The sequence below is a fragment of the Pseudoalteromonas undina genome, assembly GCF_000238275.3.
In the GTDB taxonomy this organism is placed as follows: domain Bacteria; phylum Pseudomonadota; class Gammaproteobacteria; order Enterobacterales; family Alteromonadaceae; genus Pseudoalteromonas; species Pseudoalteromonas undina.
Genome location: NZ_AHCF03000002.1, coordinates 215,213 through 229,771, shown reverse-complemented (window position 1 = coordinate 229,771; position 14,559 = coordinate 215,213). Strand labels below are relative to the sequence as shown.

11 protein-coding genes are annotated in these 14,559 nt (G+C 40.2%); 3 read left to right on the top strand and 8 right to left on the bottom strand.

Annotated features, from left to right (window positions below; genetic code table 11):
* Position 1 precedes the first annotated feature (1 nt).
* The 5 genes from PUND_RS01630 to PUND_RS01610 all read right to left on the bottom strand — a co-directional run bounded on the left by PUND_RS01630 (position 2) and on the right by PUND_RS01610 (position 5,061).
* A complete protein-coding gene (locus PUND_RS01630) occupies positions 2–571 on the bottom strand; it encodes a Maf family protein (protein WP_010390468.1) in 570 nt (189 codons plus the stop codon).
* Positions 571–1,050: a rod shape-determining protein MreD gene (gene mreD, locus PUND_RS01625; RefSeq protein ID WP_010390467.1), complete on the bottom strand. Its 480-nt coding sequence runs from the start codon at positions 1,048–1,050 to the stop codon at positions 571–573. The genes PUND_RS01630 and mreD overlap by 1 nt, the downstream gene beginning before the upstream one ends.
* Positions 1,043–1,885, bottom strand: coding sequence for a rod shape-determining protein MreC (gene mreC / locus PUND_RS01620; RefSeq protein ID WP_010390466.1), 843 nt, complete (start codon positions 1,883–1,885; stop codon positions 1,043–1,045). Before mreC ends, mreD begins: the two co-directional genes overlap by 8 nt.
* The gene (locus PUND_RS01615) at positions 1,885–2,928 is read right to left on the bottom strand and encodes a rod shape-determining protein (protein ID WP_008113726.1); all 1,044 of its coding nucleotides are present in this window, start codon (positions 2,926–2,928) and stop codon (positions 1,885–1,887) included. The genes mreC and PUND_RS01615 overlap by 1 nt, the downstream gene beginning before the upstream one ends.
* Positions 2,929–3,063: 135 nt before the next feature.
* Positions 3,064–5,061 (bottom strand): SUMF1/EgtB/PvdO family nonheme iron enzyme, encoded by a 1,998-nt coding sequence (locus PUND_RS01610; RefSeq protein ID WP_010390465.1) that lies wholly within the window; start codon positions 5,059–5,061, stop codon positions 3,064–3,066.
* A gap of 335 nt (positions 5,062–5,396) precedes the next feature.
* Between PUND_RS01610 and PUND_RS01605 the strand changes: the two genes are divergently transcribed.
* Complete coding sequence (locus tag PUND_RS01605; RefSeq protein ID WP_010390464.1) at positions 5,397–6,305, top strand: 1-aminocyclopropane-1-carboxylate deaminase/D-cysteine desulfhydrase; 909 nt, start codon at positions 5,397–5,399, stop codon at positions 6,303–6,305.
* A gap of 4 nt (positions 6,306–6,309) precedes the next feature.
* On the opposite strand, the gene PUND_RS01600 is transcribed toward PUND_RS01605, so the two are convergent.
* The 3 genes from PUND_RS01600 to PUND_RS01590 all read right to left on the bottom strand — a co-directional run bounded on the left by PUND_RS01600 (position 6,310) and on the right by PUND_RS01590 (position 10,395).
* Positions 6,310–7,956, bottom strand: a complete 1,647-nt coding sequence (locus PUND_RS01600; protein WP_010390463.1) for an EAL domain-containing protein — start codon at positions 7,954–7,956, stop codon at positions 6,310–6,312.
* 349 nt (positions 7,957–8,305) lie between these two features.
* Positions 8,306–9,007: a single-stranded DNA-binding protein gene (gene ssb / locus PUND_RS01595; protein ID WP_010390461.1), complete on the bottom strand. Its 702-nt coding sequence runs from the start codon at positions 9,005–9,007 to the stop codon at positions 8,306–8,308.
* Between the two features lie 20 nt (positions 9,008–9,027).
* The gene (locus tag PUND_RS01590; RefSeq protein ID WP_010390458.1) at positions 9,028–10,395 is read right to left on the bottom strand and encodes an MFS transporter; all 1,368 of its coding nucleotides are present in this window, start codon (positions 10,393–10,395) and stop codon (positions 9,028–9,030) included.
* Positions 10,396–10,558: 163 nt separating this feature from the next.
* Between PUND_RS01590 and uvrA the strand changes: the two genes are divergently transcribed.
* Both uvrA and PUND_RS01580 read left to right on the top strand, forming a co-directional pair.
* Positions 10,559–13,384, top strand: coding sequence for an excinuclease ABC subunit UvrA (gene uvrA / locus PUND_RS01585; RefSeq protein WP_010390457.1), 2,826 nt, complete (start codon positions 10,559–10,561; stop codon positions 13,382–13,384).
* A gap of 25 nt (positions 13,385–13,409) precedes the next feature.
* Positions 13,410–14,471 (top strand): hypothetical protein, encoded by a 1,062-nt coding sequence (locus PUND_RS01580; RefSeq protein ID WP_010390456.1) that lies wholly within the window; start codon positions 13,410–13,412, stop codon positions 14,469–14,471.
* The last annotated feature ends 88 nt before the right edge of the window (positions 14,472–14,559 follow it).

Sequence of the window (14,559 nt, the reverse complement as noted above, 5' to 3'; positions counted from 1 at the left end):
GCTACCCTCTTAAGAATGTATGTAATAATTGTTCTGTCTCATATAAAGGTAAGCCTACAACGGCAAAATAGCTACCCGAAATATGCGTTACAAAGCGTCCACCTAACCCTTGGATACCATAACCACCGGCTTTATCTTGAGGCTCGCCCGTTTGCCAGTAAGCGTCTATTTCTTCATCATTGAGTATTTTAAAAGTAACATCAGTACTGACAACACAACTCATTACTTTTTCTGGTGTGGCAAAAGCGATAGCAGTTAACACTTGGTGAGTATTTCCTGACAAACGTTTTAAGGTGTGAGTAAAGTCGTCTTTATCTCGTGGCTTGCATAATGATTGATTATCCATCACTACCACGGTATCACTACCTAGAACAGGCCGATCGGTATATCCTTGTTCTACGCCCATTTGTGCCTTTAAACGCGCTAAACGTTCGACATAATCATATGGGAGTTCGTTAGCAAGCTGGCTTTCATCGGCATCAACACTAAATTGTGAAAACTCGATACCCAACTGGGTTAAAAGCTCTTTACGGCGGGGAGACGCGGAGGCTAAATATACTGCGCAAGTCATTATCTGATCCTAAAGTGTCTACGGTATTTTCTAAGTAATAAAAATACCCATATCCAACTCAACATACCTGTTAATACAGGCCATAAGTAATGTGGGCTAAAATAAACGCCAAGTAAAAAATGATTTAACCAAAACTGCATTAAATGATAAAGCGTTAAAAATAAGCCAATTAAAAGGCTTTGTTGCCACAATGAAAAATTGCGAATTTTTTGAAAGTTACTTGCCGTAACAAAAATACACACCGAGTAGGTTAATGAGTTTACACCTAAAGAAGAACCCGTCGCTAAATCAATCACTAATCCAACAACCCAAGCCGTACCTATGTTTAAGCGATGCGGTAAAGCCAAAGACCAGTACATAAGTACCAGCAGCACCCAGTCAGGGCGAAATGGTTCAAGTGAAAAGGGTAACGGCATCAAAGCCATTACCAATGCAAAGAAAATACTTAACGCAATTAATAGCATATGGCGATTAATCATCTCCCATCAACTCCTGCTGATTTAGCCATAACACGACTAATAATCGAATTCGGTCTAATTGAGCTATAGGTTCAGCAAATACTTGCGCAAAAGGTTGTCCTTCATCACGGGTTATTTCGGTAATCACCGCAACCGGATAGCCCTCAGGAAACGTACCACCAAGGCCAGAGGTAACCAGCACATCGCCAATACGTACATCTAAACTATGCGGCACATGCGACAGTTTCAGTACGTTAATTTTACCAATACCTTCAACCACTGTTCGCACGTCATTACGTAAAATACGTACAGGCGTAGCATGGGTGGTATCGGTAATTAATAATACTCTTGAAGTGGTTGAGCCCACTTTAGTCAACTGCCCCACAAGTCCCATATCATCAATCACTGCTTGGCTTTCACTTAAACCATCGGTGGTTCCTCGATTTATCACCACTTGGTGGCTATAAGGATTTGAGTGAACAGAAAGTACTTGAGCAATAATTTTACGATTGGTGTGTTTTGAGGACGAGCCCATTAAGGCTCGTAATTTTTGATTTTCTTTTGCTAAGAATTCATATTGCTGAATTTGCTCGCTCTGCAATATTTGCTTTTTTTTCAGGGCTTCATTTTCAGTTTGTAACTGTTCGCGGGTGTGCAAGCTCTTAGCGCTAAAGCTAAATACTTCGTAAGGTAGATTGGCAACATAAATGAGCGGACTAACTAAGGTATTCAAACTGGTGCGAATATTCTCACCGCCCTTAGTGTATCTATCTCCAAGGATCAATACGATACTCAAAAGCACTGCGACAAAAAGTCGCAGTTGCAAAGAGATTGTTTTTTCAAACATTGATTTCATTAATCGTAACTAAAAACGTCACCACCGTGCACATCAATCATCTCAAGCGCTTTACCGCCGCCACGAGCAACACATGTAAGTGGATCATCAGCAACAACTACTGGAATGCCAGTTTCTTCCATGAGTAGGCGATCTAAATCTTTTAGTAATGCGCCACCGCCAGTTAACACCATGCCATGTGCTGAAATATCAGATGCCAGTTCAGGAGGTGATTGCTCAAGTGCAACCATGACAGCGCTTACAATACCCATTAGCGGCTCTTGTAATGCTTCTAAAATTTCATGCGAGTTAAGTGTGAACGAACGAGGAACGCCTTCTGCAAGGTTACGACCACGCACTTCTATTTCTACTGGGTCGTCTGTTTTAAATGCAGAACCAATTTGGTGTTTAATATTCTCAGCAGTGGCTTCACCAATTAAGCTACCAAAGTTACGACGTACATAATTAATAATGGCTTCATCAAACTTATCGCCACCAATACGTACAGATGACGAATAAACAACACCATTGAGTGAAATTATAGCCACTTCGGTTGTACCGCCACCAATATCAACCACCATAGAACCCGTTGCTTCAGATACCGGTAAGCCAGCACCAATTGCAGCAGCCATAGGCTCTTCAATTAAGTAAACTTCACGAGCACCTGCCCCCATCGCTGATTCGCGAATGGCACGCTTTTCAACCTGTGTAGCGCCACAAGGTACACAAATAAGTACGCGTGGACTTGGTCGCATAAAATTATTATTGTGCACTTGCTTAATAAAGTGCTGTAGCATTTTTTCGGTCACATAAAAATCAGCAATCACGCCATCTTTCATCGGACGAATAGCTTTAATATTACCAGGTGTACGCCCCAACATTTGCTTAGCTTCTGTACCTACAGATGCAACACTTTTAGGCCCACCAGCACGCTCTTGACGAATAGCAACAACTGAAGGTTCGTTTAATACAATCCCTTCTTCTTTTACATAAATTAGTGTGTTGGCTGTACCTAAATCGATCGATAGATCGTTTGAAAAAATACCACGGAGTTTTTTAAACATGAGGCTGGATGACCTTTGAAATTCGTTCTTATTTTAGTTGCGCTTACTTTAACATTCTCAATGTAATGAGCAATATAAAGCGCAGCCGTCTTTGTAATCATTAAAAAGAGGAAGCGTGTGCTTCCTCATTAAATATTATTGTTCGCTCATTAAGCGAAAGCCAATGTAATTAGCTCTAAAATCTGGCGCTAGGATTAAACGCGTTGAGGCACGAGCGAGGCTAGGAGCAAAGTTCCATGCGCCGCCACGAACCACAGCATTTTTTTTATTCTCTGTGCTACTAGTCCATTCCCATACATTGCCCACTGTATCGTATAAGCCAAATGCATTTGCAGAAAAAGACCCTACCGGAGCGGTGCGTTTGTTTGACCATTCGCTACCACACCAACCACAGTTTGCTAAGTTTTTACCAATTTCGTTACCCCAAGGGTACTCAGTATCTGTACCTGCACGCGCAGCATATTCCCACTCAACCTCAGTTGGCAGACGATACACTTGTGCTGTTTTATCAGAAAACCATTCTGCGTAAGCCGTAGCATCATTTTTTGTCAAACACACAGCTGGAAAATCATTTGTTTGCTCAAACCCTGGAGCTCGCCAATTTAAGCTCGCTTCCCAAACGGGTTCTCCATTTAGATAATAAGCACAGCCTTTGCCTTTTTCAGCTTCAGTCTTGTATTGTGTCTCGTTTACAAACTTCTCAAATGCGCCAACAGTGACTTCTTTACTTTGCATGACAAAAGATTCACTAATCGTTTTTTCAACAACAGGACGCTCGTTTTCCAGTCCATTGCCGTTAATATCGCCCATTTTAAATGTGCCAACAGGGATTATTACGGCTGACGAATCCACTGTTGGTGGCTGCGTATCAACTTCCATTCCCTTAGGACAATCTGCTTGTATTATTTGCTCTCGCTTTTTAGTCGGTGCAGCAATCGACTCTGACTTTTTTTCTAACTTAGCAAAAAGCGTGCGTGTCTTTTTTAAGTCAATACGTGCTTTATAAGGGATGTAGCCCTCTTTGCGTATTTCTAATTTATGCAAACCACGCGGTAATCTTGTTACTAAGCGAGTTGAACCTACACTAATGTCGTTAATAAAAACTTCATCACCATGTACGTTAGAACGCAAAGTTAACTGAATTAACTGATCTTTCTTTTGTTCAGCGACCACTTTAGGCTTTTTATTAACTATTTTAGCGACCGCTTTATTATCCGTATTATCGCTGAATGTTAACTGACTATCAGAAAAAGTAGTGCTATAAGCTGGCTGATAAGTATTTGTCAGCGGGGTACCATACTCTGAACAAAAACTATTATTTACACTTAATAAGTGACATAAACGACTACTGTTTACATCTCCACGCATAGTAACGCTTAAATTGACGTTGTAATCACCTTGGCCGCTAAATGCGCTCTTAATGACGTGACTACTTAAAATCTGTACTTGTGCCCCTGACATGTCTCGCTTAGGTTCAACAAGACGTTTTTCTGTAAGGTTTTCAAAAATTTGATCTAAAAAGCGATTAGTGGCTTTTTTCAGCCCCATCTGCTGGCCGCGTTGTTCACATGCAGCGAGTGTTTCAGTACGCTTACAATTAAGGGTATGATCGACCTCGAGTGTTCCCTCGCGGGTAAACTCATTGCGCAGTCGCTCTACACGCGCAGTAGTGTATTGCACTTTTAAACTTTCGATGGTGTTCTGAAGTGCATGTTTATCAGCGCGAATTTGCTCAATATCTTTTAGATGGGATGCAATTGCCGCCAATTGCATAGAAATATCATTTTTATTTTGTTCTTGATCAACAACGGCTTTTTGATAACGCGATTGTGCAGAAGTGATATCAAGCGACGGGTTATCAATTAAGCGTCGGTACATATCATTCATCGCATCTAACGCTTGATTTTTTTCTTTATCAAGTTGTGTTGAACGCGCTCTTAGCAGTTCAAGTTGGGTTTGAAGCTGATTTTCTTCTTGTAAATATTTATCGAGCATCGTTGTTGAACGAGTGTATTCTGTTTGTTTCGTATTAATCTCTGATTCAATTCTGTTTACAGTAGTTGTATCTTGTGCAAATACTGTGCTGGCAAAAAAGCTAGCAGAAATTAACAGAGATAAAGGAGCAATTCGCATATATTCCAGTCCCAAAAAAGCGGCAATTATTTGGTTATTATTATTTTTTATAATAAAACCTTATGCTATGTACTTGAAGCACAAAACACAAGCTTTGTTCATTTATTATCTCAGTTTACAACTATTATCCCGTTTCATGCCAGTAAATAACCGTTTCATTTGTACTAAATAGCTAATTTATTTAACAACATCGATATTTATCTGCCATTTACGCCCAAAAGATACCAATTTAGCGGCGTATTCATATTTTTTAGTTTGCTTAAGTAATAAAATTTGAGTCAAAATAACGTTATTCCGCAGCACATTCACCGTGTAACTAATAAAAAAGAGTGATAATGCCAATACCATTCAATATTAATGAACATAGTTATTTACAACCAATTAGTAACAAATTGCTAGCAGAAAAAAACATTACGTTAAACATTAAGCGTGATGATTTATTGCACCCTGTTATTAGTGGTAATAAATGGCGTAAGCTCAAATACAATTTAGCTCGCATGCAACAACAAGGCAAAACAGAGTTACTGACCTTTGGTGGCGCTTTTTCGAATCATATTCACGCGTGTGCAGCCGCAGGAAAAGAATTTAACCTAGTAACTCACGCAATTGTGCGCGGACCTGATCTTGACCTCAATAATCCAACGTTAAAATTTGCAAAGCAATGTGGCATGCAATTACATGCAGTTAATCGATTAGAATACCGACAACGAAATGATAAAGCATACTTATCGGCATTACAGGCTCGATTTCCCAATGCGTATATTTTGCCTGAAGGAGGCACTAACGAATTTGCTTTAGAGGGGTGTAAAGAACTTGCCCAAAGTTTACCAGAGCACGACTACTTAATCTGTCCTACTGGCAGTGGTGGAACCTTGGCGGGCTTAATAGAGGGCAGCTCAAATAAAAGCACCCTACTAGGTATTGCCGTTTTAAAACAAGCCGACTACCTGAGAGACGAAATACGAGCCCTTAGCCCTAGAGCTAAATCACAAAATAATTGGCAATTACTTACACAGTTTCATGATGGCGGTTATGGTCGTTTTACCTCTGAACTGTGGCAGTTTTGCCAGTATATGTTGCAACAATATCAGTTACCACTAGAGCCTATTTACAGCGGTAAAATGATGTATGCACTTTGGCAGCTCATTAACAACGACTACTTTCCCTCTGGCAGCAAAATTATTGCAATTCATACAGGTGGGCTGCAAGGTTTAGACGGGCTAAAATATCGTGGACTTGTTTAATTAGCTAATGAAATGCAACTTGAGTGAAGTCGGGTAATAATCCAGAAAAATACCCCCCTTGTGCAGTACTAACACCTATCGCTTTTAAAAATTGCAGTTCCTGATACGTTTCTACACTTGAGGCCACCACTGGCAGACTCAATAATTTGCCAATATGCACAATTCCCCTGACAGATTTTTGCTGGAAATAATTATGATCTATTCCATGAACAAGTTCATAGGCCAAATTAAGCCCCACTATTTGCTTATTATGGGTGAAGTTAAATATACTTTTACTACTTCTGACCTCATCTATAACGATATTAAAGTTGAGCGCTGTTATGGCCGAAAAAGCAGCCTGCAATCGATCTTGGTTATTTAAGAAATCAGCCTCATTTATCAAAAACTGTAACGTATGCACGCTTTTCAATTCACTCATATGTTTACTTAGCCAACCCCAAAACTCACTATTAAACCAACTTTTAGGATGCAATTTAATACTAATAACAGACGGTGACTTTTCTATTAACAGCAGTTTTTTAACTTGCATAACAACTGCTTGGTCTAGTAATAGCGCCTCATCCTCATTGTAAAACTGACTTATATAATCTTGATTAAATAGTTGTTTATTTGTCTTATCGCTACTTTTAATTAAAACATGATGTTTAATAATAATGCCACTATCCAACTCGTATACAGGTTGAAATAAAATCGCTAATTTTTGCTTTTCAATTCCCTGCTTGACCAAGTTTTCATCAGCTACCTTAAGGTGACTGCAATTGAGTGCCAATTGATGATAATGCTTCACTCTACTTTGCATTGATAGTGTGAGTGACGATCTGGCAAGCTGATACACCATCACCTGATCAGCATTCGAGTAGTAAGTACACACACCTAACTTTATACTCTCGTCAGCCACTCTAGGGGCTAAAATATAGGCTGCGTTGAGCATGCATTGATGTAAATGTTTAGCACAATTTGCTTTCTCAATCGCACTAACCCCTTTGAGAGTAAAAGCAAAATTACCCGCTGTTAATAACTTAACGGATATTACATCCGTATTGGTAAAATCTTTTGCTAGTAATACTTTAAGAGTCGCTTGTAAGTCCGTATTTATATCAAAATGACATTCGCATTGAATGAGTGCAAATATATTATAGCCAATTGTTTTCTGCTCCTTGGCTGCTGTCTTTAATACCGATAGTGAAGGCATTGTTTTAGGCGTATAACACACTTTTTTATAGCCATCGCTTTGGTTACGCTTTAATACCATTGAGTTATTTACTCTCGTTTTGAGTAATATAGCGCGCCTAACAGCAAAAATTATGACCAAAATAAACACATTCATTATTATAAATAGGTCACTGTAGGCATACCAAAGAGGCCATGAATATAACAAAACCCCTTTTGAATTAGAGCTGAAGTATTGCTTTTGCTGCTTAACATAAACAGAAACTTTATCTGGAGCTAGGGTAAAAGGTGTATTTGTTAAAAGTTGTTGCTTATTCACTAGTGGCTGCTGTAATTGCTTAGCGAGTTCTATACCTGTTTGCTTATTTTGATATTGTAAAACTAAATTTAAACCACTATTAAAAATAACAAATAGCATAAAACACAGAGCGTAAAATAAGGCACTAGCGTAATTGGTAAACTGAGACTGACTGGCTTTCATAACTTACCCGCTCATTAAATAAGTTATTAAAGTGTTGTCTACTATTTGCAATTGCACAAGCCAACCGTAAAAGTTTAGTAGCTGTTTTATTATTAATACTTAATGTTTATAAACATTATATTTAGTCATAAGTAATCGCTGCACCTTATTGGCACAGGTGGGAGGTTTGTTACAAATTAAACAGATTGACGTTGCTATGCTTTGTAAACCTTAAAACAATGTATAAATTTCTAATGAGAGTTATTCACTCATATAAAGATAAGCGAAAGGTATGGTAACTAGCCTCAATAAAAAAGCCCTGATTACTCAGGGCTTTTTTTTAAAACTTTTTAAACTAAAAAGTTGGAAGTTAGAACGGAATATCGTCATCAAAGTCGATTGTTGGTTCCATAGGGTTTGATGCGCCACCTTGCGGTGCATTTTGCGGCTTAGGAGCAAACCCGCCTTGCTGTTGTGGTGCATTATTTTGCTGAGGTGCAAAGCCACCTTGTTGCTGTGGTTGGTACTGGTTATTTTGTTGTGGAGCCGGCTGCTGGGCAGGTGCAGATTGTTGCTGTGGAGCATAACTGCCTTGCTGACTATTCTGGCCTTGGTTATTTTGACCATAGCTACCGCTTTGCTGTCCGCCTTGGTTACCTTGATAAGCGCCACTTTGTTGACCACCTTGGTTACCTTGATAGCCACCGCTTTGTTGGTCGCCACCGCGTGCACCTAACATTTGCATTTGACCTGTAAAACCATCAACAACAATTTCTGTGGTGTATTTTTCTTGGCCCTGTTGGTCAGTCCATTTACGAGTTTGAAGCTTACCTTCTACGTAAATTTGTGAACCCTTGCGGCAGTATTCGCCTACAATTTCAGCTAATTTGCCAAAAAATACCACACGGTGCCACTCAGTTTTATCAACCATTTGGCCAGTGTTTTTATCTTTATAGCTGTCTGAAGTTGCTAAGGTAATATTTGCTACACCATTACCATTAGGCATGTAACGAACTTCAGGATCTTGCCCTAAATTACCAACCAAAATTACTTTGTTCACACCGCGTGCCATGGAACCATCTCCTATAAACGTTAGATTAAACCAGCCACTCTTCGGGCTTGGTCTAGGTCAAATTCTTTATCATTAATCTTTAAGTAGCTTCGACTTTCATCGCGAACTACGGTTGCTTCTATTACGCCGGGTAAAGCAACTAACTGAGAAGCTAGTGTTTGTGCCTGCTCTTCAGAATCTAATTGGGTCATTAAACTAATAACTTTGCTTTTCGGTGGGACTTGCATTTTCCACGCAATAATAAGCCATATTACCCCAACAAGTGCCGCCGCCGCAAACACAGCTTGCGTACTGGTGGTTTGTGCTACATACCCACCCAACATACCGCCTAAAAAAGCACCTAAGAACTGGCTAGATGAATACCCACCCATAGCGGAGCCCTTTTGGCTTGCAGGCGCAATACGAGACACAAGAGCCGGCATAGTGGCTTCTAAAAAGTTAAAAGCAACAAAATATAACAGCATACAAACCGCAATGCCAACAACGCTATTGGCCCATATCGACATACTTAACATACTGACTATTAAGACCATCACTGAACTAATAAAGGCTTGTTTTTCTTTCTCTTTTTTAATTGCCACTATCATTACCGGCACCATCAAAAAAAACGCTAAAAATAAAACCGGGATATAAAGCTGCCAATGGTTTTCAGCCACAAGTCCATCTTTAATTAGTTGACTTGGCAATACTACAAAAATAGTCGTCAATGTTAAATGCAGCAATAATACACCTGCATTTAGACGCGCAAGCTGCGGATGTTTAATTAGCTTTTTAATGTCACTAAAGCTGGCAAGTGTATCGCCTTTAGGGGCTTTATTTATTGCACTAGGCACCAGCATAGTGACAATAAAAATTCCTAATACAGCCAGTATAGCAGTTAACCAAAACACTCCGGCTATACCCCATGAAGCTGCCACAATTGGCCCAAGTAGCATAGCGAAGGCGAAGCTCATACCGATGCTCATGCCAATCACTGCCATGACTTTTGGTCGTTGTTCGTCACGGCTTAAGTCTGATGCAAACGCTAAAAGTGCGCTGGCGATAGCACCCATACCTTGTAAGGCACGTCCTACCGTCACCATTTGTATAGACTCGGCCAAAGCAGCAATCACTGAGCCTAAAGCAAATACAAGTAAACCACCTACAATCACTTTTTTACGGCCAATTTTATCGGATAGTCTTCCCATTGGGATTTGTAATACGGCCTGCGTTAAACCATACGCACCAATTGCAAAACCTATCCATATAGGTGAAAAGCCTTCAAGCGATTGACCATAAATAGCTAAAACAGGCATCAGCATAAACAAGCCAAGCATTCTAAATGCAAACACACTCGCTAACGATACGGCGGCGCGTTTCTCTCGTGAATTAAGTGAAGATGCGGTCATTATTTGCGTGATCTTACTGTGTGAAAAAATTAGGCAAGGATTCTATCACAAGCTTGGCAATAATTAATCGTCTATAACTAAGGATTTTTTCAATGATCAAGGATTAATATTGCAGCGTATTATGCGATACTGAACAAATAATTTTGGCAATAAACGAGATAGCATGGAAAACATTGAAGTCCGAGGCGCCCGCACGCACAATTTAAAAGACATCAGCCTAACCATCCCACGTGATAAACTAATTGTTATCACTGGCTTATCTGGTTCAGGAAAGTCATCACTTGCATTTGATACGCTATATGCAGAAGGGCAACGCCGGTATGTTGAATCACTCTCTGCTTATGCAAGGCAGTTTTTGTCATTAATGGAAAAACCTGACGTAGATCATATTGAAGGCCTTTCCCCTGCTATTTCCATTGAACAAAAATCAACCTCGCATAATCCCCGTTCAACCGTGGGAACCATTACTGAAATCTACGATTACCTGCGTTTAATGTTTGCACGGGTTGGCGAACCTCGCTGTCCAACTCATGATCTTCCTTTAGCAGCGCAAACAATTAGTCAAATGGTCGATACCGCATTAGCGCTGCCTGAAGGCACTAAGTTAATGCTACTTGCTCCTGTTGTTAAAGACCGTAAAGGTGAGCATGTAAAACTATTAGAACAGCTTGCCAGTCAAGGTTACATTCGCGCTCGTATAGATGGTGAAGTATGCGACTTATCCGATCCACCACCGCTAGATTTACATAAAAAGCATACTATTGAAGTCGTGGTGGATCGCTTTAAAGTCAAAGACGGCCAGCAACAACGTCTTGCGGAATCATTCGAAACGGCACTAGAAATGTCAGGCGGCGTTGCCAACATTGCTTTTATGGACGATAGCAGTGCTGAAGAAATGCTGTTTTCAGCAAATTTTGCTTGCCCAACCTGTGGCTATGCGATGACCGAACTTGAACCGCGTTTATTTTCGTTCAATAACCCTGCAGGAGCTTGTCAAAGCTGTGATGGTTTAGGCGTAAGACAATACTTTGACCCTAATCGCGTGGTTCATAACCCTGAAATAAGTTTAGCTGGCGGTGCAATTAAAGGCTGGGATAAACGCAGCTTTTACTATTATCAAATGTTGCAAGCAGTTGCACAGCATTACGATTTTGATTTAGATGTTCCTTATCAAGAGCTTGCAAAAGAACATAAAAAAATTATTTTAGATGGCTCTGGTGATACTAAAATTGCATTTAATTATCGTAATGACCGCGGTGATTTAATTACACGTAATCATGTATTTGAAGGCGTGTTAAACAATATGAACCGCCGCTACCGTGAAACTGAGTCAAACTCAGTGCGTGAAGAACTAGCCAAATATCAAACCAGCCAAGCCTGCCCTAGTTGTAAAGGCTCACGTTTGCGCCAAGAAGCACGCAATGTATTTATTGGTCAAACTAACTTGCCAACCATTACGCATATGAGTATTGGTGAGGCGATGAGCTTTTTTGAAGGTTTGCATTTAACTGGGCAAAAAGGCCAAATCGCCGAAAAAATTCTAAAAGAAATTCGCGATCGCCTATCGTTCTTAATAAATGTAGGTCTAAATTACTTATCACTTGAGCGCAGCGCCGACACACTTTCAGGCGGTGAGGCACAGCGTATTCGCTTAGCGAGTCAAATTGGTGCTGGGTTAGTGGGTGTTATGTATGTACTGGATGAACCTTCAATTGGTTTGCACCAACGTGATAACGACCGTTTATTAAAGACTTTAGTTCATTTACGCGATTTGGGTAACACCGTCATTGTTGTAGAACACGATGAAGACGCCATTCGTGCCGCTGATCATATTATTGATATTGGCCCAGGTGCTGGCGTACATGGCGGCCATGTTATTGCTCAAGGTACACGCGATGATATTTTAGCAAGCAAAGACTCGGTTACCGGCCAGTTTTTATCGGGCGTGCGAAAAATAGAAGTACCTAAAGAGCGCCATGCTACTAACGAGAAATGGTTAGAACTGTTTGGAGCAACGGGTAATAACTTAAAAAATGTTGATTTAAAAATACCTTTTGGCTTAATGACCTGTATTACCGGCGTATCTGGTTCGGGTAAATCAACGCTCATTAACGATACCTTATTTAAACTTGCTCACACAGAACTCAACGGCGCAACTACTGCAGAAGCAGCTCCTTATGGGTCAATTGCAGGACTTGAGCACTTTGATAAAGTAATTGATATTGACCAAAGTCCTATTGGCCGCACACCGCGTTCAAACCCTGCCACTTATACTGGTATTTTCACTGGTATTCGTGAGCTGTTTGCGGGTACTCAAGAAGCCCGTTCACGCGGTTACAAAGTGGGTCGCTTTAGCTTTAATGTTAAAGGTGGGCGTTGTGAGGCGTGCCAAGGTGATGGCGTTATCAAAGTAGAAATGCACTTTTTACCAGACGTATATGTACCGTGTGATGTATGTAAGGGTAAACGTTATAATCGCGAAACCTTAGAAGTACAATATAAAGGCAAAAACATCAACCAAGTGCTCGACATGACCGTTGAAGATGCCCATGACTACTTTGATAAAATACCGGCTATAGCACGTAAACTTAAAACCCTAATGGATGTTGGACTCTCTTATATCCGTTTAGGCCAAGCCGCTACAACACTTTCTGGTGGTGAAGCACAGCGAATTAAGTTAGCACGTGAGCTTTCTAAGCGTGATACTGGAAAAACCTTGTACATTCTTGATGAGCCAACCACGGGACTTCATTTTGCTGATATTGAACAGTTATTAGTGGTGCTTCATCGCCTACGCGATCATGGCAATACCATTGTAGTAATTGAGCATAATTTAGATGTAATAAAAACTGCCGATTGGATCGTTGATTTAGGCCCTGAAGGTGGTGCTGGCGGCGGTGAAATACTGATTGCAGGCACACCAGAAGAAGTGGCGGAATGTCAGCGCTCACATACTGGGCACTACTTAAAACCGCTATTAAATAAATAGCGGTAATACACTTTGAGGAAAGCCGGTGTTAAGGTATTTAAAAGTTGCAAAATGGCGTGCTAATAAACAGTTTAAGCAACAGCAAAAAAGCTGGCAACCACACCAAATTAAACTGCTGAGTCATATAAAAAGCATATGGTTTAACCTTAACACCGCGCAAAAGCTTTACCTTCTTGCACTTATAAGTTTAGCTATTTTTAAGTTAACCTGGTTGTGCGCCAGCATCACCATTGTTGCACTAATCGTAGAGTTTTGGCCCAAGTTTAATCAGCTCTGGAATTCACTCGCTGGCAAAGCACTTATTTTGGTATTTTATGCCAGTATTGCTAACTTTGTTCTAGCAGGTGCAAGCGGTATAGTGAATGAAGTAACGCAAGTATCAGCTAATCATTTTAACTACACCCACAACTTTGCCACTTTATTATATTTACCGCCTTGGACACTGGGGATAACCCTAGCAACCTTACTCGGCTTACAGCTTATTTTGCCATTTTACATCATCGTTTTACTGCTTATAAAACCCTTTGGCTCTGATCGTATTAAATTTATCAGTCAAAGCTATTCGCCGCTTCTCACTGCATTTACGCGCTTTTTTTTAGCTACTGTGGTGTTTGTAAGTTTAATCGCATTCATTGATGACAAACCGCCTGAAAAAGTATTAAACGACATAGTAAATAATTTTGAAAATAGTAAGTCTATTGCAAATAAGTCACCCGCAGAACAGGAACAAGCAATAGAAGAGTTAAGTGAACAGATAGAAAAAAAACTTCCCTCTTCAGACAATGACAAAACTCAGACAAAAACATTTGGTATTCGCTTAGAAGGCGAAGACGATAATACCCAGACAGTTAAGCAGTTTTTAGATACTAAAGGCTACTTTGAGCGCAGTAAACGCTTAATCGCTATGTTTGCCTATAGTTATGAAGCAGATAGCTACTCTCGCTGTAAAAAGTCAAAAGAGAGTAAGTCAATTGAGCTCAATGATTACGAAATTGTTGAAATAACGCCTGATCAAAGTATGCCTTATGGCTATCAATTTATAGTTAGAGCCTGTGAATCTGCCGGTATTTCAGCTATGAAACATTAAAATAAAATGCCGCTAAATTAGCGGCATTTTTGCAGATAAAAACACAGGCTTATGAGCGCGGAATAAACCCAACCGCATCATAAACTGC